The following is a 16,212-nucleotide window of genomic DNA, read 5'->3' as shown; positions in this document are numbered from 1 at the left end:
GTCAATAACAACGGTGGTGGAAATGCCCCTCGGTCGATATTTCGCTGTCGCAGGCAGCCTGTTGCTGGCGCTGATGTTCGCTGCGCCCTGGTATATGCCGCAGCTTCCTGTCACGCCGGCTCGGGTCGAATCCGACAAGGGTATCCGGATCGAATCCCGCCACCGATGGCCCCAGAAGATCGTGTTCGACACCAGCCTGCCGATCATCGTTCCGCCGGCGGCGATCGCAGAGTTGACGCCCAACCTGACGCCCCCTGTGGCGTCAAATCCTGCGCCAGAGGCCCGCTCGCCCCGGGACGCTTTTGCATTGGCGGAGCGTGCGACGCTGCAGGCCGAACCGTTGCCATCGACCGTTGCGCGAAAGCCGGTCAAGCGGCCTCAGCAGCGCACCAGATCAGCGCGCGCGATTCCGGCGCCGGTTGCGCGTGAAGTGCCTGCCGGATTTCGGATCGCGCTGCCTGCCGGCTGGTAATCGCGCGCTTTTGTTCCTGCTAGTTTAGGTGTTGACTTCCCGTGCCCCCTCGGCGCGGTACGGGCTGCTCCCCTTGTCAGCTCAAAACGTCCCGCCGCCGCTGGCCACGCCACCAGACGCCGAACGCGACCACCACCGCAAACGCCAGCGTAAACCAGGTGATGGCATATTGCAGATGGTCGTCCTTGAGCCGGACGGTGAGCTTGCCGGGCTTTGGAACCCCACTCTCCGGCGCCGGCTGCTCCAGATCGATATAGAACGGCGCCACGGAATTTCCGCCCTCCGCCCAACCCAGCGCGCGCGCCATCGCGAGATGATCGCGGGTGAACCAGAGCCGCCGCGTGACATCTTCCGGCGGCGTCAGCGCGCCGGCGCCTTCGGGAAAGCGAATGTAGCCGGTGAGTTTCACCGGCTGACCCGTCACGAGCCGGCCCGCGGCGCGATCCTGCCGGCTGCGATCCTGCATCGTGTTCTGGACGAAGCCGGCATTGACCGCCACGATTTCGCCTCCGGGCAGACGCGCCGGCAGAAACGCCCAGGTGCCGGGGCCGGAGATGTCGTCGCGGACCGCCGAGCCGGAGCTGTAAACCATCGCATCCGGCAGCCGCGCGTAGATCGCGGTAAGGCTGACGCGGCGGAATTCGTCGGCGGCGGGGCTGAGGGTGCCCCACTGGGCGGGCGGCGGCAGCTGCGCCGGTTCGACTGCGATTCGCTCGTGCAGCCTCGCAATCAGGGAGTGCTTCTCGATCCGGCGCTGCAGCTGCCAGACGCCGAGCGCAACGAAGGCCGCCACCATCGCCAGCGTGAAGACAGCGAACCCCCTCACCGCATGCCGCCGCGCGACGCCGCGGGTCATTTCGGCTCGCGGTCGATCAGCCGGCCCGGCGCGGCCTTGTGATGGTACTGCAGCGCGATCAGGAGCGATTTCATGGCGCGCAGCGGCAGCAACGTGGTTGCGACGATCAGCGGCAGCCACAGCGCTGCATGCAGCCAGAACGGCGGCTGGTACTTGACCTCGACGATCAGCGCGGCGGCGACGACGATGGCGCCGGCGAGCATGATCACGAAGACGGCAGGTCCGTCACCGGTATCGATAAAGGCGTAGTCCAGCCCGCAGGACTCGCAACGGGGCCGCAGACGGAGGAAGCCCGCGTAAAGCTTGCCCTTGCCACAGCGCGGGCAGCGGCAGGCAATTCCGCGCATCGCGCTCTCGGTCAAGGTCGATACCGCGTGATCTGACATTGGCTCTATTTTCCGAACCGTTGCCGGTTTCGATTGAGCAGGAGCCGGGCTCTCATTCGCCTGGCAATCCCATGAACACGAAAAAGGGGCGGTCCTGGCCGACCGCCCCTTGTAGCACGTCCCGCCTGCGTCAGTGGCCGGCCACCGGCCCCGCGCCCCGGAACCAGACATAGATGCAGATGAACAGGAACAGCCAGACCACGTCGACAAAGTGCCAGTACCAGGCGGCAAATTCGAAGCCGAGATGCTGGGTCGGGGTAAAGTGGCCGGCATAGGCGCGGAGCAGGCAGACCAGGAGGAACACGGTGCCGACCAGGACGTGGAAGCCATGGAAGCCGGTCGCCATGAAGAAGGTCGCGCCGTAGATGTTGCCGGAGAACGCGAAGGAGGCGTGGGCATACTCGTAGGCCTGCACCGCGGTGAACGCCGCGCCGAGCAGAACGGTGAGGATCAGGCCGTATTTCAGGCCTTTGCGGTCGCCCTCGAGCAGCGCATGGTGCGCCCATGTTACCGTGGTGCCAGAGGTCAGCAGCAGCAGCGTGTTGAGCAGCGGCAGATGCCAGGGATCGAAGGTTTCGATGCCCTTCGGCGGCCAGGTTCCCGGCACGGTGCAGGCGCCCATCGCCGTCCCCGGACCGCAGCCGAACACCGCGTCGCGCGTGGCCTGGACGGCGTCGGCGGGGAACAGCGCGGAGTTGAAGAATGCCCAGAACCAAGCGACGAAGAACATCACCTCGGAAGCGATGAACAGGATCATGCCGTAGCGGTGGCTGATCTGGACCACGCGGGTGTGGTCGCCCTTGTACTGGGCTTCGCGGATCACGTCGGCCCACCAGCTCGCCATGGTGTAGAGCACGCCGATGGTGCCGATGCCGAACACGATCGGCGCGCCGGCGAACATCTTGTGCATCCACGCGATGGCGCCCACCGCCATGATAAAGGCCGAGACCGAGCCCACGATCGGCCACGGGCTCGGATCGACGAGATGGTAGTCGTGATGCTTGACTTGCGCCGTAGCCATTGCGGTCTCTCCGTTAGCGGTGCCGTACCTTCGGCACGTCTTCGTCTCAAAAACTCAAACCTGTCTCAAAACCAAACGCGAAATTCCGCTCGCGCGGACCTCGCCGGGATCAAAGGTTTCCCCTGCGCCTGTCGCCTTCGCCGGCCGCCACCGGCCGGGGCGCCGGATCGCGCATGGGATAGAAGGTGTAGGACAGCGTGATGGTCTTCAGCCCGTCATTGTCGCGGTCCGCGGCCAGCGCCGGATCGACATAGAATACCACGGGCATCTGGCGCTTCTCGCCCGGATCCATGGTCTGTTCGGTGAAGCAGAAGCAATTGATCTTCTGGAAATAGGCCCCGACCGTGAGCGGCGCGACATTGTAGGCCGCCTGCGCGAAGGTCTTGCGCGCGGCCTGGTTGGTCACGGTATAGAACACGGTGACGACTTCGCCGATCCGGACCTCGATCTCGTTCTGCTCGGGCTCGAACTTCCATGGCAGGCCCGGTGCAACATTGGCGTCGAACCGCACCGCGATCTTGCGCGCCAGCGGCGCGCCGGAGGGCGCCGAGGTCGCGACCTGGGTGGTGCCGTTGAAGCCGGTGACGCGGCAGAACCAGTTGTAGAAAGGCACCGCCGCATAGGAGGCGCCAAGCATCAGCACGACGACGAAACCGCAAATCGACGCCACCACCGCATCGCGCGTCAGGGTACGGCGCGAAACGGTGGTCGCGCCCGGCGCATGGCCCCCTGTTGTCTGCGGTGCTTCTGTCATCTCACTCATATCGGGCGCACGAGGACGCCCGGCCCCTTGACGATGGTTACGGCGAAAAACAGCACGACCAGCACGGTGAGCGCGAGCGCGATGGCGATCGAGCGCTGCCGGCGGCTTCTTTTCTGCGCCTCGTTGAGGACGATTCCATCTGGCATCTGCTTGTCATCCATTCCCACGCCATGCGCCCCCTACCCGGTCACGGAGGCGACTGCCGCGCGGATCGCAGGGGCGACCGCGCGGATCACAGGCGCGACCGCGCGGACGACGACATCGAGCAGCAGCGTCGCGAACAGCGCGAACAGATAAACGATCGAGAAGGCGAACAGCCGCCGCGTCGCGCGCAGCGCCGCTTTGCCCTCGCGGTAGCGATAGACATCGACCGCAAGCCACATCATGCCGGCGCCGAGCACCAGCGAGATGACGCCGTAGACCGCGTCGAAATAGCCGAGCGGCCAGGGCGCCAACGCGACCGCCACCAGCACCAGGGTGTAGAGCAGGATCTGCAGGCGCGTGGCGTCGGGGCCGGCGACCACCGGCAGCATCGGCACGCCGGCCCGGGCGTAGTCGTCGCTGCGAAACAGCGCCAGCGCCCAGAAATGCGGCGGGGTCCAGAAGAAGATGATGAGGAACAGCAACCACGGCTCGACCGACAGCGAGCCGGTGGCGGCCGCCCACGCCACGACGGGCGGCAGCGCACCGGCGGCGCCGCCGATCACGATGTTCTGGGCAGTCCAGCGCTTCAGCCACAGGGTATAGACCACCACATAGAAGAAGATCGTGAACGCCAGCAAGGCCCCGGCCAGCCAGTTGACGAGGATACCGAGCGTCATGACCGAGAAGAAAGCCAGGATCAGGCCGAACGTCATCGCTTCCTGCTGGGTGATGCGTCCGCGCGGAATCGGCCGGTTGGCGGTGCGCGACATCAAGGCGTCGATATCGCCCTCAAAGGCCATGTTCAGCGCGCCCGATGCGCCGGCGCCGACCGCGATGCAGAGGATCGAGGTGAAGCCCAGGACCGGATGGACGTGGCCCGGCGCTATCACGAGGCCGACCAGCGCGGTGAAGATCACGAGCGACATCACCCGCGGCTTCAGCAGCGCCAGGTAGTCGCCGACTTCCGCCTCGGAAATCCGGGGACGAACATCGATGGCGTTATGCTCGACTACCGACAAGATGATCTCGCTTGGTTTCAAGTGCGCGGCGCGCGCCAGTGGCGCGCCCCAAAGGAGGCGTTACTGCACGCGCGGCAGCACTTCGAACTGGTGGAAGGGCGGCGGCGACGACAGCGTCCACTCCAGCGTGGTGGCGCCGACGCCCCACGGATTGTCGGCGGCGGCCTGCTTGCGCATGAAGGCGTCGATCACGCCCCAGATGAAGATCAGCACGCCGAAGCCCGAGATGTAGGAGCCGAGTGAGGACACCAGGTTCCAGCCCGCAAACGCGTCCGGATAGTCGATGTAGCGCCGCGGCATGCCGGAAAGGCCGAGAAAATGCTGCGGGAAGAACACCAGATTGACGCCGATGAAGGTGATCCAGAAGTGCAGCTTGCCGATCGCTTCCGAGTACATGTAGCCCGACATTTTCGGGAACCAGTAGTACCAGCCGGCGAAGATCGCGAACACGGCGCCGAGCGACAGCACGTAGTGGAAGTGCGCGACCACATAGTAGGTATCCTGCAGCACGCGATCGACGCCGGCATTCGCCAGCACGACGCCGGTGACGCCGCCGAGCGTGAACAGGAAGATGAAGCCGACCGACCACAGCATCGGCGTCTTGAACTCGATCGAGCCGCCCCACATCGTGGCGATCCAGGAGAAGATCTTCACGCCGGTCGGCACCGCGATCACCATGGTGGCGGCGACGAAATAGGCCTGCGTCGCCGACGACATGCCGACGGTGTACATGTGGTGCGCCCACACCACGAAGCCGATGCCGCCGATCGCGACCATGGCGTAGGCCATGCCGAGATAGCCGAACACGGGCTTCTTCGAGAAGGTCGAGACGATCTGGCTCACCATGCCGAAGCCGGGCAGGATCAGGATGTACACTTCGGGATGGCCGAAGAACCAGAACAGGTGCTGGAACAGCACCGGATCGCCGCCGCCATCGGCGGAGAAGAAGGTGGTGCCGAAGTTGCGATCGGTCAGCAGCATGGTGATGGCGCCGGCAAGCACCGGCAGTGACAGCAGCAGCAGGAACACCGTGACCAGGATCGACCACACGAACAGCGGCATCTTGTGCAGGGTCATGCCCGGCGCGCGCATGTTGAAGATCGTGGTGATGAAGTTGATGGCGCCGAGGATCGAGGAGGCGCCGGCCAGATGCAGCGACAGGATGGCGAAATCGACCGCCGGTCCCGGATGGCCCGAAGTCGACAGCGGCGCGTAGATGGTCCAGCCCGCGCCGACGCCGTTGCCGCCGGGCGCGCCCTCGACAAAGGTGGACATCAGCAACAGCGCAAACGACGCCGGCAGCAGCCAGAACGAAATGTTGTTCATGCGCGGGAACGCCATGTCCGGCGCACCGATCATCAGCGGCACGAACCAGTTGCCGAAGCCGCCGATCATCGCCGGCATCACCATGAAGAAGATCATGATCAGGCCATGCGAGGTCACGAACACGTTGTAGGTGTGCGCTTCGTGGAACAGCTGGACGCCGGGATACATCAGCTCGATGCGGATCGCGATCGACATCGCCGCACCGATCACCCCGGCGATGATCGCGAACACCAGGTACATCGTGCCGATGTCCTTGTGGTTCGTCGAATAGACGAAACGCCGCCATCCGGTCGGATGCGCGTGCGCGTGGTCGTCATGTCCGTGTCCGCGGGCGTGATCGAGGTTTGTCGCTGCCGTCGTTGCCATTTTGAAATCCTGCCTTGCAGTCCCTTTTCGGACCTTTCTAAGGTCCCGTCGCCCTTGTCCCGTTGCTGCGCCCTCGCCGGCCCTAGAACCCTGAACTCTGAATTCCTGGGCCCGCCAAGCCTCGGGCTTACTGCGCAGCCTGACCGGCCGCGGCGAACGTGTTCGCCGGGTTGGTCGCATATTTCTTCTTTGCGGCTTCAACCCAGGCCGCGAACTCCTGGTCGTTCACGACCCGAACCGCGATCGGCATGAAGGCGTGATCCTTGCCGCACAATTCCGAACACTGGCCGTAATACATGCCGACCTTGGTGGCCTTGAACCAGGTTTCGTTGAGGCGGCCGGGAATCGAGTCGATCTTGATGCCGAACGCCGGCACCGCGAAGGCGTGGATCACGTCGGCGCCGGTGGTCTGGACCCGGATCACCTTGTTGACCGGGACCACCATCTCGTTGTCGACCCCGAGCAGGCGCGGCTGCTTGTCCGCCGCCATCAGCGAATCGAACTCGAACTTGCCGTTATCGGGATAGGCGTAGCTCCAGTACCATTGTTTGCCGGTGGCCTTCACGGTCAGATCGGCCTTGGGAATGTCGAGCTGCTGGAACAGCAGCCGGAACGACGGCACCGCGATGCCGACCAGGATCAGCACCGGAATCAGCGTCCAGGCCACCTCGATCAGCGTGTTGTGGGTGGTCTTGGAGGGAACCGGGTTGGCCTTGGCGTTGAACTTCACCACCACCACGACCAGCAGCGCCAGAACGAACAGCGTAATCAGCGTGATCAGCCAGAACAGGAAGTTATGGAACCAGACGATGTTCTCCATCACCGGGGAGGCGGCCTCCTGCAGCGTGTACTCCCACGGCTTGGGCTGCCCCGCCAACGCCGTCCCGCCGGAGATGAGCGCCATGCCCGCCGCCGCCAACCCCAGCAAACGCTGGCCCTTCGACATCTTCATGCCGCTCGCGCTCCCTTGAATAAATCCCCTGGGCACCTCAGCCAGGTGGCTGAAAATGCCGCTCGACCCGCGCCTCCAAACCGCCGACCGCAAGAACTTTGCAAGTACACCTTCATCGCAAGTGCGCTTTCAGTACCGAGGCCAGATCGTCAGGACGCGTCAAAATCCAGCCTCTCAAACCATAATTCCAAGGCTCTCGCAATGCAGTAGTGGGAGGTTCGGCCATGCGTCACCTTGTATTCGCGGGATGCCGGGTTTTTCCAGTCAATCACCCAAAATCCGCGGTTTGGTCGGCACGCCGGCTTGACAGGCGGATTGCCGGAGGTAGGCACGGTCAGGGTGTTTTCGAGGAACATGATTCGCGACCGCCGCGGCGGGCCGGCCCCGGCGCGAGCGGACCAACGACCGCCTTCAAGACGCCGTGATTGCGTATCAGTCCGGACAAGTCGGGTGGCAGGGCGCGTGACCCGGTATGGCTTTGAATTGGTCTGCGAAACCCGTCACCGGCGAGGCCGGAAATGTCAGAGGATCGACCCGGATGGGACGCTCGAGATATCAGGCGAAACTCGAGAGGGGACCGACCTGCTGGCTCGGCGCCCTGCTCGCCGCCGCTTTTCTGCTCGGCTTGACCCAGACCGCCGGTGCGCAAGGCGCGGTGCGGTCGGTCCATGGCGACTGGCAGATCCGCTGCGACACCCCGCCGGGCGCGCAAGGCGAGCAATGCGCGCTGATCCAGAGCGTGGTCGCCGAGGACCGCTCCAACGCCGGGCTGACCGTGATCGTGCTGAAAACCGCCGACCAGAAGAGCAAGCTGATGCGGGTGGTGGCGCCGCTCGGCGTGCTGCTGCCCTCCGGCCTCGGGCTCAAGCTCGACAACCAGGACGTCGGCCGCGCTGGTTTCGTCCGTTGCCTGCCCAATGGCTGCGTCGCCGAGGTGGTGATGGACGAGAAGCTGCTCGGCCAGTTCCGGACCGCCAAGACCGCAACCTTCATCATCTTCGAGACGCCGGAGGAGGGCATCGGCTTTCCGCTCAGCCTGAACGGGCTGGGCGAAGGGTATGACAAGCTGCCGTGAGGGGGCTCCCCTTTCGCGACAATCGCGCTTATCTTCATTACTGTCGTCTCGGCCGAGCGAAGCGCGAGCCCGGACCATAGCCGCGGGTGTCCGTGGATACTGATGCGTGCCGCAGGTGTGCCGCAAATTCTGGCGCCTGCGGTTATGGGTCCTGCGTTCGCAACGATGGCGCTTACTTGAAAATCGGAGCCTGCATGACCAATCCCGCCACCACCTCCCTGCTCGACCGCGCCAATCTCGACCGCGATGCCGTCCGACGCGAGATCGCGCGGGGGCTTGAGGGCGCCGACGATGGCGAACTGTTCCTGGAATATGGCCAGACCGAAGCGCTGGCGTTCGACAATGGAAGGCTGAAGCAGGCGACCTACGACACCTCGCAGGGGTTCGGCCTGCGCGCCGTCAAGGACGATGCGGTCGGCTATGCGCATTCCTCCGACGTCTCGCTGCCGGCGCTGGTCCGCGCCGCCGATGCGGTCGCTGCCGTCCGCGGCGGCTACAGCGGCCGTTTCGCGCCGGCGCCGGCGCATACCAATGTGCGGCTCTATGGCGATGACAACCCGCTCGACGCGCCGGGGTTCGAGGCCAAGGTGAAGCTGCTGGCCGAGATCGACGCCTATGTCCGCGACAAGGACCCGCGGGTGCGGCAGGCGTCCATCAGCCTGGGGGCCACCTGGCAGGTGGTAGAAATCCTGCGCCCCGACGGCGAAAGCTACCGCGACATCCGGCCCCTGGTGCGGGTCAACGTTTCCGTGGTCGCCGGCCAGGGCGACCGCCAGGAGAGCGGCAGCAAGGGCTATGGCGGCCGCGAGGGCTATGCGCGCTTCATCGAAACCAAGGCGTGGCGCGAGGCCGCCGACGGCGCCATCCGCGAGGCGCTGGTCAATCTGGAATCGATCCCCGCGCCGGCCGGCGAGATGGACGTGGTGCTGGGCGCCGGCTGGCCCGGCGTGATGCTGCACGAGGCGGTCGGCCACGGGCTCGAAGGCGACTTCAACCGCAAGCAGACTTCAGCTTTCGCAGGATTGATGGGCAAGCAGGTCGCGGCCAAGGGCGTCACGGTGGTCGACGACGGCACCATGGCCGCGCGGCGTGGTTCTCTCTCCATCGACGACGAGGGCACCCCGACCAACCGCACCGTGCTGATCGAGGACGGCATCCTGGTCGGCTACATGCAGGACCGCCAGAACGCGCGGCTGATGAACATGAAGCCGACCGGCAACGGCCGCCGCCAGAGCTACGCCCATGTGCCGATGCCGCGCATGACCAACACCTATATGCTGGCGGGCGACCGCGATCCGGCGGAAATTCTGGCTTCGGTGAAGAACGGCATCTATGCGGCGAATTTCGGCGGCGGCCAGGTCGACATCACCTCGGGCAAATACGTGTTCCAGTGCACCGAGGCCTACCGAATCGAGAACGGCAAGGTCGGCGCGCCGCTCAAGGGCGCGATGCTGATCGGCAACGGGCCGACCGACCTGCATCGCATCACCATGGTCGGCAACGACCTCGCGCTCGACACCGGCATCGGCACCTGCGGCAAGAACGGCCAGGGCGTGCCGGTCGGCGTCGGCCAGCCGACGCTGCGGATGGAGAAGATCACGGTTGGGGGAACGGGTTGATTGCGGACATCAGAGGTTGTGCTATTGTGGGTTCGCAGCTATCAAATTGATGCCCTTGCCAATATGCGGTCTTGGATCCAGCCGTTACCCTGCGAAGGAACGATTTCAGCGGTCTTGGGGGCCGCACTTGGCGTTATATTAGCTCTCGATGGAGGGTTGACTGGGAAGGAATTGACCAACTTACCAACTCAAATCGGTCTTATTGGCTATGTGTTGGTGTTTGCAGTAAGCCTCCACTTTGCCTGTACCGCTGTGATCCGCAAGTCGGGACGCATATTTGTCTTCTTTTTCTCTCTTTGTGTGATCAGCGCCGTATTTTTCAATCTCGCCCGATTGCATGATGTAACTCTCGACGCTGGCCAACGCATCGCGTTCCTGCCCGACAATGTCGCGTTGCGCGCTACAATGATATTTCTAGCTTGGCTCGGCGTTCAGCTCCTGCTTTCGTATGCCGTAGTGCATTTTAAAGGAAAGAGGTAATGCTCCCCCTTATTGGACTAATGCTGTTGCTTTTCCTGTTGCTTTTGGGGTTTTACTTTATCGCTCTGTTCGAGAGCCGGAACAACCGCAGTGTCTCCACAGAGACTCGTCCTTCAGGTCTGCTGTTTAGCTCTTCGCCTATCCCTCAACAGAAAATTGCGACGCAACTTCGGGAATTAGCTCAAGTCTGGGTCGAGCCTCCTAAGGAAGGACAAACCAAAAAGATTAGCGTTATGCTTTCGCAGTTGGATTTGGATATTCCTGTACACAGACCAGAGTTTCAGTCGAAAGCTGCTGAGGCATTCAGCACCGAGTCCGTACGGAAGTCTCGTGCTTCGTCAATTCCAGGCAACGAAATCGCGTCCTATTACGGCAGATCGGTAAGGTCACAGAGTAACCGGCGGAGAAAGCTGCCGCACCGTCCTAGTAAAGGTGCCCAATGACCCGTGACGAACCGACTGCGGCATCCGATAACAAGGAAAACGCTGCTCGCGATGAAGGGGATGATCCCCTTCCTCCCCTCTTAGAGGTCACCGGACTAATAGTGGATATCTGGCCAGCTTGGGCGCCGTTCCCCAGCCAAAACATCTTCGTTCCTTATTTTAGCGCGAATGTATCAGATGAGGATAAGAAACATTCTTTTGTAACGACCCTGTCCTTGCCTGATCTGGTCTTTACCTGCTCGCAGGTCGCTCATGTGCTTAAGATAAGTTGCAAATCTGCAGAGGGTCTCGGGACCGCAAAGATGGGCCTCTTTTCCGAAAAGGCGGTCTTGGTTAGCGAAATAGATGACATAGTTAGTGATCTGGGGGCTTTGCGGAAAATGCTCGTTGAAACCGATGTTGTGAAAGAAATAGATATTGAAGGTGATGAGGACGACGGTGCGCAAGGAGCCTCAGAAGACTAACTCGCGCGCCAAGGCGGTGCAGTTGGCCGCGATCGTGGCATCGTGTTCGTGGCCAAGGGCGCGATCGCCGAGACGTTTTGCGTGCCATCCGGCTCGACGGAGCCGACGCTTCTGATCGGCGACGCACTGGTGGCCTCGAAATTCCCTTACGGCTACGGATCACGGTGCTCGCCCCCGCCGCCCGCTACCTAAAACGACGTCGTCAGGTCGGTAAGCCATTGCGGCGAGGCCGCGACCAGAGCGGCCTCGATCCTCTTGTCGGCGCCGGAGACAATGGCCGCGCCGATCAGGATGAAGGCGGCGCCGAGCAGGCCCTTGCCGAGCGTTCCGGCCGACATCAGCCGCGCACGCACCCGCATCAAGGTGGCGCGCGACAGCCATCCGAGCAGCACCAGCGGCAGGCCGGCGCCTATTCCGAAAACGGCCATGGTCAGCGCCACCTGCGGCAGGTCGCGGCCCTGCGACGCCAGCAGCGAGGCGGCGCCGAGCGTCGGGCCGACGCAGGGCGACCAGACCGCGCCGAGCAACAGACCGATCGCGAACTGGCCGGCGAAACCGGACGATGAAACGCCGGCAAACTGCCGGTCTGCCCAGGCCGACACCCGCCCGCCGGCCGCCGCCAGTTGCGCCTGCCATGACGGCATCAGCAGCACCGCGCCGAGCGCGATCATGACGATGGCGGCGGCGACGCGGAAAAAGCCGGCGTCGACGCCGAGCGCAAAGCCCGCCACCGCCAGCAGCAGTCCGATTCCGGTGAACGAGATCGAAAGGCCCAAGGCCAGCGCCAGCGCGCCGAGCGGATGCGCGGCGACCGCGGCCCCGAGCACGATCGGCACCAGCGGCAGCACGCAGGGCGACAGGATCGACAGCAGTCCGGCCACAAAGGCCAGCGCGAGCGCGGCCATCGGCTTGGGCTACAGGCTCTTGTCGAGCAGCGCCGCGATCGAGGCCTGCCGGGTGTCGCCGACCGAGCGTCCGCGCTCAACCGTTCCCTTGAACACGATCAACGTCGACTGGCTCTGCGCCCTGAATTCCTTCACGGCAGCTTTCATCGCGTCAAAATCGACGCGGAAGATTTTCAGATCCTTGAACTTCTCCTCTGCCGCCAGCTTTTCCAGGATCGGCGCCTGCGCCTTGCAGGTCGGGCACCAGTCGGCATGGATTTCGACCAGGATCGGGCTGCCTGCCGCCTGCGCCGCCTTGAACGCCTCGGCCGAGAACGGGACCGGACCGGCGGCCGACGCCGGCTGCGACCATCCGGCCGCCAGCAGCGACGCCCCGATCACGGCTGCGTGAAAGCACCGGCGCGAGAACCTCATCGTGGACATGTCGATCTCCCTGATTTTGCGCGCCAGACACGCAATCTTCGGGCAGATCGGCATCGGCGCAACGCAGTTACGTCGCGGCCCCCCGCGATGTTACCGCACCACCCCGGAAACAAACCCGGGCTTCCTTCGCGGCGGCTTGATGTCCTTCTTCAGGAAGCAATGCGCCTCGCGGCCGGCATAGCCCGGCCGCGCAAAGGTCCAGGCGCGGCATTTGGCGTCGGCGGTGCAGGCGGCCTTGCAGGCATCGTCGCCTTCGTCGCTTTTCAGGTCGAAACTGCGGTAGTCGCCACCGAAGCGGTCGATCGAGGTTTCCATCGCCCCGGTGCGCGGCTCGACCACGCCGGCGCCACGCACGCCGGAGACGCAGCAATTACCCTGCACGCGCGCCGGCACGCTGCTCTTGAGCCAGCACAGCGCGCCGCCGGCGGCATCGGTCGGATAGTTGAAGCTCCACGCCCGGCAGCGGCGGTCGCGCTCGCACGACAGCGCGCAATCGGCGGGATCGCCGGAGCTCAAGGGCAGGCTGAGATAATCGCTGCCGGGACGGTCGAAATTGGCCTGCGCCAGCGCCGGACGCGCGGACAGCGCCGCCGCCAGCAAGGCAAGCGCCACCACCCCTGCCCTGAACAGGCGACCGATCTCCATCTGCGACTTGCTTCCATCACCCCGCCTCGTCGCGGGCCGGCATTTGAACGGGGGCAACCTGTACGGCGGATGAACGGCGCCGGCGACCCGCAACACGTTCTATCAGAACGCGTATTCCTGATAGGCCGGCTCCACCGAGCCGCCCCAGGCGCCGTGGTATTTCTCCAGCATCTGCTCCGCCGGCGTGCGGCCCGATTCGAGGATCCGCTGCAACGGCTCCAGGTGAAGGCTCTCGTCGCGGCCGGATTGGTCGACGCGGTTGCGCCGCCGCAGCCCGGCATGGGACAGCGTCAGGCACTCGCGGGCGATTTCGAGCATGTCGCGATCCCTGATCCTGGCCTTGAAGCCCAGGCGCGGCACGTCGTCGCGCAACGCCTGGCGCTCCCCGGCGGTCCAGTGGCGGACCAGGTCCCAGGCTGCGTTCAGGCTTTGGTCGTCGTACAACAACCCGACCCAGAACGCCGGCAGCGCCGGCAGCCGGCCCCACGGCACGCCGTCCGCGCCGCGCATTTCCAGGTAGCGCTTGAGGCGGACCTCCGGGAAAATGGTCGATAGATGATTGGCCCAGTCCGACAGCGTCGGGCGTTCTCCGGGAAGCGAATTGTTGCGGCCCTCGAAGAAGGCCCGGAACGACGAACCGGCGACGTCGATATAGCTCTCGCCGCGCTTGACGAAGTACATGGGGACGTCGAGCGCGTAATCGACCCAGCGCTCGAATCCCATGCCGTCCTCGAACGCCCAGGGGATCATGCCGGCGCGCGCATTGTCGGTATCGCGCCAGATCTCGGAGCGGAACGACAGATACCCGTTCGGCTTGCCCTCGGTGAACGGCGAATTGGCGAACAGGGCGGTCGCGACCGGCTGCAGCGCCACCGACACCCGCAACTTCCTGACCATGTCGGCCTCGGAGCAGAAGTCGAGATTGGTCTGCACCGTGCAGGTCCGGTACATCATGTCGATGCCGTAGCGGCCGACCTTGGGCATGTAGTTGGTCATGATCTTGTAGCGGCCCTTCGGCATCGCCGGAATCTGCGACCGCGACCAGGACGGCGTCATGCCGAGCCCGAGAAAACCGATGCCGAGCGGCGTCGCGACCTCGCGCACCTGCGCCAGATGCGCCATCAGCTCGGACTGGGTCTGATGCACGGTCTCGATCGGCGCGCCGGACAATTCGAACTGGCCGCCGGGCTCCAGCGAAATCGCCCCGCCGCCAGTGACGTCATAGAGGCCGATGATGTTGCCGCGCTCCATGATCGGCTCCCAGCCGAGCAGGAGCTGCATGCCTTCGAGCAGCGCGCCGATGCCGCGCCCGCCCTCGTAGGGCACCGGCTGGTGGCCTTCGAGGGTGAACGGGGTTTTCTCGTGCTCGGTGCCGATGCGGAATTCGGACGGCGGCTTGATGCCGGCTTCCATCCACCCCACGAGCTCGTGCCGCGACTGCAGCGGCGTCATATCGATCTGGTCACGCGCCATGAAAAACCCGGATCCTTGGCGATTCGACCGAACGCGCCGTGTGGCTGAAAGGGATGCGGACGACGTTGTCCGCAACATCGGATGGTATCAGGGCGATCATCGGGCGGGCGCGCCGTCGCGGGCGCCCGCCGCCTTGATATCCCCGCAGGAGCAGCCCAGCCGGTCGAGCAGACCGCAGAGCTTGACGGCGTCGGCATCGGACAATTTGGAGCCGACGTGTTTTTCGATCGCCGCCGAATAGGCCTGCCACATCTTCTTCTGCATCTCGCGCCCGGCCTCAGTGATCTCGACGAACTGGCCGCGCTTGTCGATCTCGCATTCGCGCCGCGCCGCCAGCCCCTCGTCGACCAGCCGGTCGATCAGCCGCGAGGTGGAGTATTGCGGGATCAGCATCTGCTTTTCCAGTTCCACCGGCCGCATCTCGCCGGAGGGCGCGCGCGACAATTCCAGCAGCGCGTCGTACCAGGCCAGCGGCGGGAACCCAGCCTTCTTCAGATCCTGCTCGACGGCGTCAAGCACCCGGCTCTGGACCCGCATCAGGCGGATCCAGGCGGCGGTCGCCTCGGTCGATGGTTTGCGTTTCATGGCCCGGTCCATAGCTGTTCCGGACAGTGTACCGCACTAAATGCAGCTGCATCAATCTTGACTATTGCATGCACATGCATTTAGTCGTGCCATCCGCCACATCGAGGGAAGGAAAACGCCGATGAAACTGTATTATTCTCCGGGCGCCTGCTCGCTATCTCCCCATATCGCGCTGCTCGAGGCCGGCCTGCCCTATGATCTGGTCAAGGTCGACCTGCGCGCCAAGAAGCTGGAAAACGGCGACGACTTCCTGAAGGTCAACCCGAAGGGCCAGGTGCCGGCGCTGGCGCTGGACTCGGGCGAACTGGTCACCGAAGGCACCGTCATCGTCCAGATGATCGCCGACAAGGCGCCGGGCAAGAATCTGGCGCCCGCCCGCGACAGCGACGAGCGCTACAAGCTCCTGGAGTGGCTCAACTTCATCACCACCGAACTGCACAAGAATTTCGGCCCGATGTTCTCGCCGGTGCTGGCCGACGACGCCAAGGCCTTCTTCAAGGACCGGGTGATGGCCAAGTTCAAGTATCTGGAGAGCGCGCTGGCCGGCAAGGACTACGTGATGGGCAAGCAGTTCACCGTCGCCGACGCCTATCTGTTCACGATGCTGTCCTGGGCCGAGCGCCTGAAGTTCGACATGTCCGGTATGCCCAACCTCACCGCCTACAAGGCCCGCGTCGGCGCACGCCCGAAGGTGCAGGAAGCGCTCGTCAAGGAAGGCCTGATGAAGGCGGCGTAGGCGCCGGCGGACAGCGAATGCGAAGAAGGGCTGGATCGATGATCCGGCCCTTTTTTGTT

Annotated in this window: 19 protein-coding genes and 1 pseudogene; 7 read left to right on the top strand and 13 right to left on the bottom strand. The window is 64.3% G+C overall.

What is annotated here, in order from left to right; genetic code table 11:
- Positions 1-22: 22 nt before the first annotated feature.
- Positions 23-472: a hypothetical protein gene (locus tag Q0D31_RS10900; protein ID WP_291849742.1), complete on the top strand. Its 450-nt coding sequence runs from the start codon at positions 23-25 to the stop codon at positions 470-472.
- Between the two features lie 76 nt (positions 473-548).
- Here Q0D31_RS10900 and Q0D31_RS10895 read toward each other — a convergent pair whose 3' ends face one another.
- The 8 genes from Q0D31_RS10895 to coxB all read right to left on the bottom strand — a co-directional run bounded on the left by Q0D31_RS10895 (position 549) and on the right by coxB (position 7,305).
- Positions 549-1,328: an SURF1 family cytochrome oxidase biogenesis protein gene (locus tag Q0D31_RS10895; RefSeq protein WP_291849739.1), complete on the bottom strand. Its 780-nt coding sequence runs from the start codon at positions 1,326-1,328 to the stop codon at positions 549-551.
- Complete coding sequence (locus Q0D31_RS10890; protein WP_291849736.1) at positions 1,325-1,714, bottom strand: DUF983 domain-containing protein; 390 nt, start codon at positions 1,712-1,714, stop codon at positions 1,325-1,327. Before Q0D31_RS10890 ends, Q0D31_RS10895 begins: the two co-directional genes overlap by 4 nt.
- Positions 1,715-1,844: 130 nt before the next feature.
- Positions 1,845-2,735, bottom strand: coding sequence for a cytochrome c oxidase subunit 3 (locus tag Q0D31_RS10885; protein WP_291849732.1), 891 nt, complete (start codon positions 2,733-2,735; stop codon positions 1,845-1,847).
- Positions 2,736-2,844: 109 nt separating this feature from the next.
- Positions 2,845-3,489, bottom strand: coding sequence for a cytochrome c oxidase assembly protein (locus Q0D31_RS10880; RefSeq protein WP_291849730.1), 645 nt, complete (start codon positions 3,487-3,489; stop codon positions 2,845-2,847).
- A 5-nt stretch (positions 3,490-3,494) separates the two neighbouring features.
- Positions 3,495-3,659 (bottom strand): CoxF protein, encoded by a 165-nt coding sequence (locus Q0D31_RS10875; protein WP_291849727.1) that lies wholly within the window; start codon positions 3,657-3,659, stop codon positions 3,495-3,497.
- An 18-nt stretch (positions 3,660-3,677) separates the two neighbouring features.
- Complete coding sequence (locus Q0D31_RS10870) at positions 3,678-4,661, bottom strand: heme o synthase (protein WP_291849724.1); 984 nt, start codon at positions 4,659-4,661, stop codon at positions 3,678-3,680.
- A gap of 60 nt (positions 4,662-4,721) precedes the next feature.
- A complete protein-coding gene (gene ctaD / locus Q0D31_RS10865) occupies positions 4,722-6,353 on the bottom strand; it encodes a cytochrome c oxidase subunit I (protein WP_291849720.1) in 1,632 nt (543 codons plus the stop codon).
- A gap of 127 nt (positions 6,354-6,480) precedes the next feature.
- Complete coding sequence (gene coxB, locus Q0D31_RS10860) at positions 6,481-7,305, bottom strand: cytochrome c oxidase subunit II (RefSeq protein ID WP_291849717.1); 825 nt, start codon at positions 7,303-7,305, stop codon at positions 6,481-6,483.
- A gap of 538 nt (positions 7,306-7,843) precedes the next feature.
- Here coxB and Q0D31_RS10855 point away from each other — a divergent pair.
- The 5 genes and pseudogenes from Q0D31_RS10855 to Q0D31_RS10835 form a co-directional block, all read left to right on the top strand.
- Positions 7,844-8,380, top strand: coding sequence for an invasion associated locus B family protein (locus Q0D31_RS10855; RefSeq protein WP_291849714.1), 537 nt, complete (start codon positions 7,844-7,846; stop codon positions 8,378-8,380).
- A gap of 194 nt (positions 8,381-8,574) precedes the next feature.
- Positions 8,575-9,999: a metalloprotease TldD gene (gene tldD, locus Q0D31_RS10850; RefSeq protein ID WP_291849711.1), complete on the top strand. Its 1,425-nt coding sequence runs from the start codon at positions 8,575-8,577 to the stop codon at positions 9,997-9,999.
- Positions 10,000-10,023: 24 nt separating this feature from the next.
- Complete coding sequence (locus Q0D31_RS10845; protein WP_291849708.1) at positions 10,024-10,479, top strand: hypothetical protein; 456 nt, start codon at positions 10,024-10,026, stop codon at positions 10,477-10,479.
- A gap of 439 nt (positions 10,480-10,918) precedes the next feature.
- Positions 10,919-11,386 (top strand): hypothetical protein, encoded by a 468-nt coding sequence (locus tag Q0D31_RS10840; RefSeq protein WP_291849705.1) that lies wholly within the window; start codon positions 10,919-10,921, stop codon positions 11,384-11,386.
- A pseudogene (locus tag Q0D31_RS10835) lies at positions 11,349-11,548 on the top strand (S26 family signal peptidase); the annotation flags it as partial. The gene Q0D31_RS10840 and the pseudogene Q0D31_RS10835, both read left to right, overlap by 38 nt.
- A gap of 26 nt (positions 11,549-11,574) precedes the next feature.
- On the opposite strand, the gene Q0D31_RS10830 reads toward Q0D31_RS10835, so the two are convergent.
- From Q0D31_RS10830 to Q0D31_RS10810, 5 genes are all read right to left on the bottom strand, one after another.
- A complete protein-coding gene (locus tag Q0D31_RS10830; protein ID WP_291849702.1) occupies positions 11,575-12,291 on the bottom strand; it encodes a cytochrome c biogenesis CcdA family protein in 717 nt (238 codons plus the stop codon).
- A 9-nt stretch (positions 12,292-12,300) separates the two neighbouring features.
- Positions 12,301-12,705, bottom strand: coding sequence for a thioredoxin family protein (locus Q0D31_RS10825; RefSeq protein WP_291849928.1), 405 nt, complete (start codon positions 12,703-12,705; stop codon positions 12,301-12,303).
- 99 nt (positions 12,706-12,804) lie between these two features.
- The gene (locus Q0D31_RS10820) at positions 12,805-13,359 is read right to left on the bottom strand and encodes a PAN domain-containing protein (protein WP_291849699.1); all 555 of its coding nucleotides are present in this window, start codon (positions 13,357-13,359) and stop codon (positions 12,805-12,807) included.
- A 102-nt stretch (positions 13,360-13,461) separates the two neighbouring features.
- Positions 13,462-14,832, bottom strand: coding sequence for a glutamate--cysteine ligase (locus tag Q0D31_RS10815; RefSeq protein ID WP_291849694.1), 1,371 nt, complete (start codon positions 14,830-14,832; stop codon positions 13,462-13,464).
- A gap of 96 nt (positions 14,833-14,928) precedes the next feature.
- On the bottom strand, positions 14,929-15,417 hold the full coding sequence (locus Q0D31_RS10810) for a MarR family winged helix-turn-helix transcriptional regulator (protein ID WP_291849690.1): 489 nt from the start codon (positions 15,415-15,417) through the stop codon (positions 14,929-14,931).
- 121 nt (positions 15,418-15,538) lie between these two features.
- On the opposite strand from Q0D31_RS10810, the gene gstA reads away from it, so the two are divergent.
- On the top strand, positions 15,539-16,153 hold the full coding sequence (gstA, locus tag Q0D31_RS10805) for a glutathione transferase GstA (protein ID WP_291849686.1): 615 nt from the start codon (positions 15,539-15,541) through the stop codon (positions 16,151-16,153).
- The last annotated feature ends 59 nt before the right edge of the window (positions 16,154-16,212 follow it).

The organism is Bradyrhizobium sp. (genome assembly GCF_022844465.1).
Taxonomy (GTDB): domain Bacteria; phylum Pseudomonadota; class Alphaproteobacteria; order Rhizobiales; family Xanthobacteraceae; genus Bradyrhizobium.
The sequence above is the reverse complement of the archived record's forward strand: the minus strand, read 5'-3'. Positions and strand labels throughout refer to the sequence as shown.

Excerpts from the sequence above, each read along its gene's own strand:
- Q0D31_RS10900 (WP_291849742.1), top strand. The coding sequence starts at position 23 with ATGCCCCTCGGTCGATATTTCGCTGTCGCAGGCAGCCTGTTGCTGGCG.
- Q0D31_RS10895 (WP_291849739.1), bottom strand. The coding sequence starts at position 1,328 with ATGACCCGCGGCGTCGCGCGGCGGCATGCGGTGAGGGGGTTCGCTGTC.
- Q0D31_RS10890 (WP_291849736.1), bottom strand. The coding sequence starts at position 1,714 with ATGTCAGATCACGCGGTATCGACCTTGACCGAGAGCGCGATGCGCGGA.
- Q0D31_RS10885 (WP_291849732.1), bottom strand. The coding sequence starts at position 2,735 with ATGGCTACGGCGCAAGTCAAGCATCACGACTACCATCTCGTCGATCCG.
- Q0D31_RS10880 (WP_291849730.1), bottom strand. The coding sequence starts at position 3,489 with ATGACAGAAGCACCGCAGACAACAGGGGGCCATGCGCCGGGCGCGACC.
- Q0D31_RS10875 (WP_291849727.1), bottom strand. The coding sequence starts at position 3,659 with ATGGATGACAAGCAGATGCCAGATGGAATCGTCCTCAACGAGGCGCAG.
- ctaD (WP_291849720.1), bottom strand. The coding sequence starts at position 6,353 with ATGGCAACGACGGCAGCGACAAACCTCGATCACGCCCGCGGACACGGA.
- coxB (WP_291849717.1), bottom strand. The coding sequence starts at position 7,305 with ATGAAGATGTCGAAGGGCCAGCGTTTGCTGGGGTTGGCGGCGGCGGGC.
- Q0D31_RS10855 (WP_291849714.1), top strand. The coding sequence starts at position 7,844 with ATGGGACGCTCGAGATATCAGGCGAAACTCGAGAGGGGACCGACCTGC.
- tldD (WP_291849711.1), top strand. The coding sequence starts at position 8,575 with ATGACCAATCCCGCCACCACCTCCCTGCTCGACCGCGCCAATCTCGAC.
- Q0D31_RS10840 (WP_291849705.1), top strand. The coding sequence starts at position 10,919 with ATGACCCGTGACGAACCGACTGCGGCATCCGATAACAAGGAAAACGCT.
- Q0D31_RS10830 (WP_291849702.1), bottom strand. The coding sequence starts at position 12,291 with ATGGCCGCGCTCGCGCTGGCCTTTGTGGCCGGACTGCTGTCGATCCTG.
- Q0D31_RS10825 (WP_291849928.1), bottom strand. The coding sequence starts at position 12,705 with ATGAGGTTCTCGCGCCGGTGCTTTCACGCAGCCGTGATCGGGGCGTCG.
- Q0D31_RS10820 (WP_291849699.1), bottom strand. The coding sequence starts at position 13,359 with ATGGAGATCGGTCGCCTGTTCAGGGCAGGGGTGGTGGCGCTTGCCTTG.
- Q0D31_RS10815 (WP_291849694.1), bottom strand. The coding sequence starts at position 14,832 with ATGGCGCGTGACCAGATCGATATGACGCCGCTGCAGTCGCGGCACGAG.
- Q0D31_RS10810 (WP_291849690.1), bottom strand. The coding sequence starts at position 15,417 with ATGAAACGCAAACCATCGACCGAGGCGACCGCCGCCTGGATCCGCCTG.
- gstA (WP_291849686.1), top strand. The coding sequence starts at position 15,539 with ATGAAACTGTATTATTCTCCGGGCGCCTGCTCGCTATCTCCCCATATC.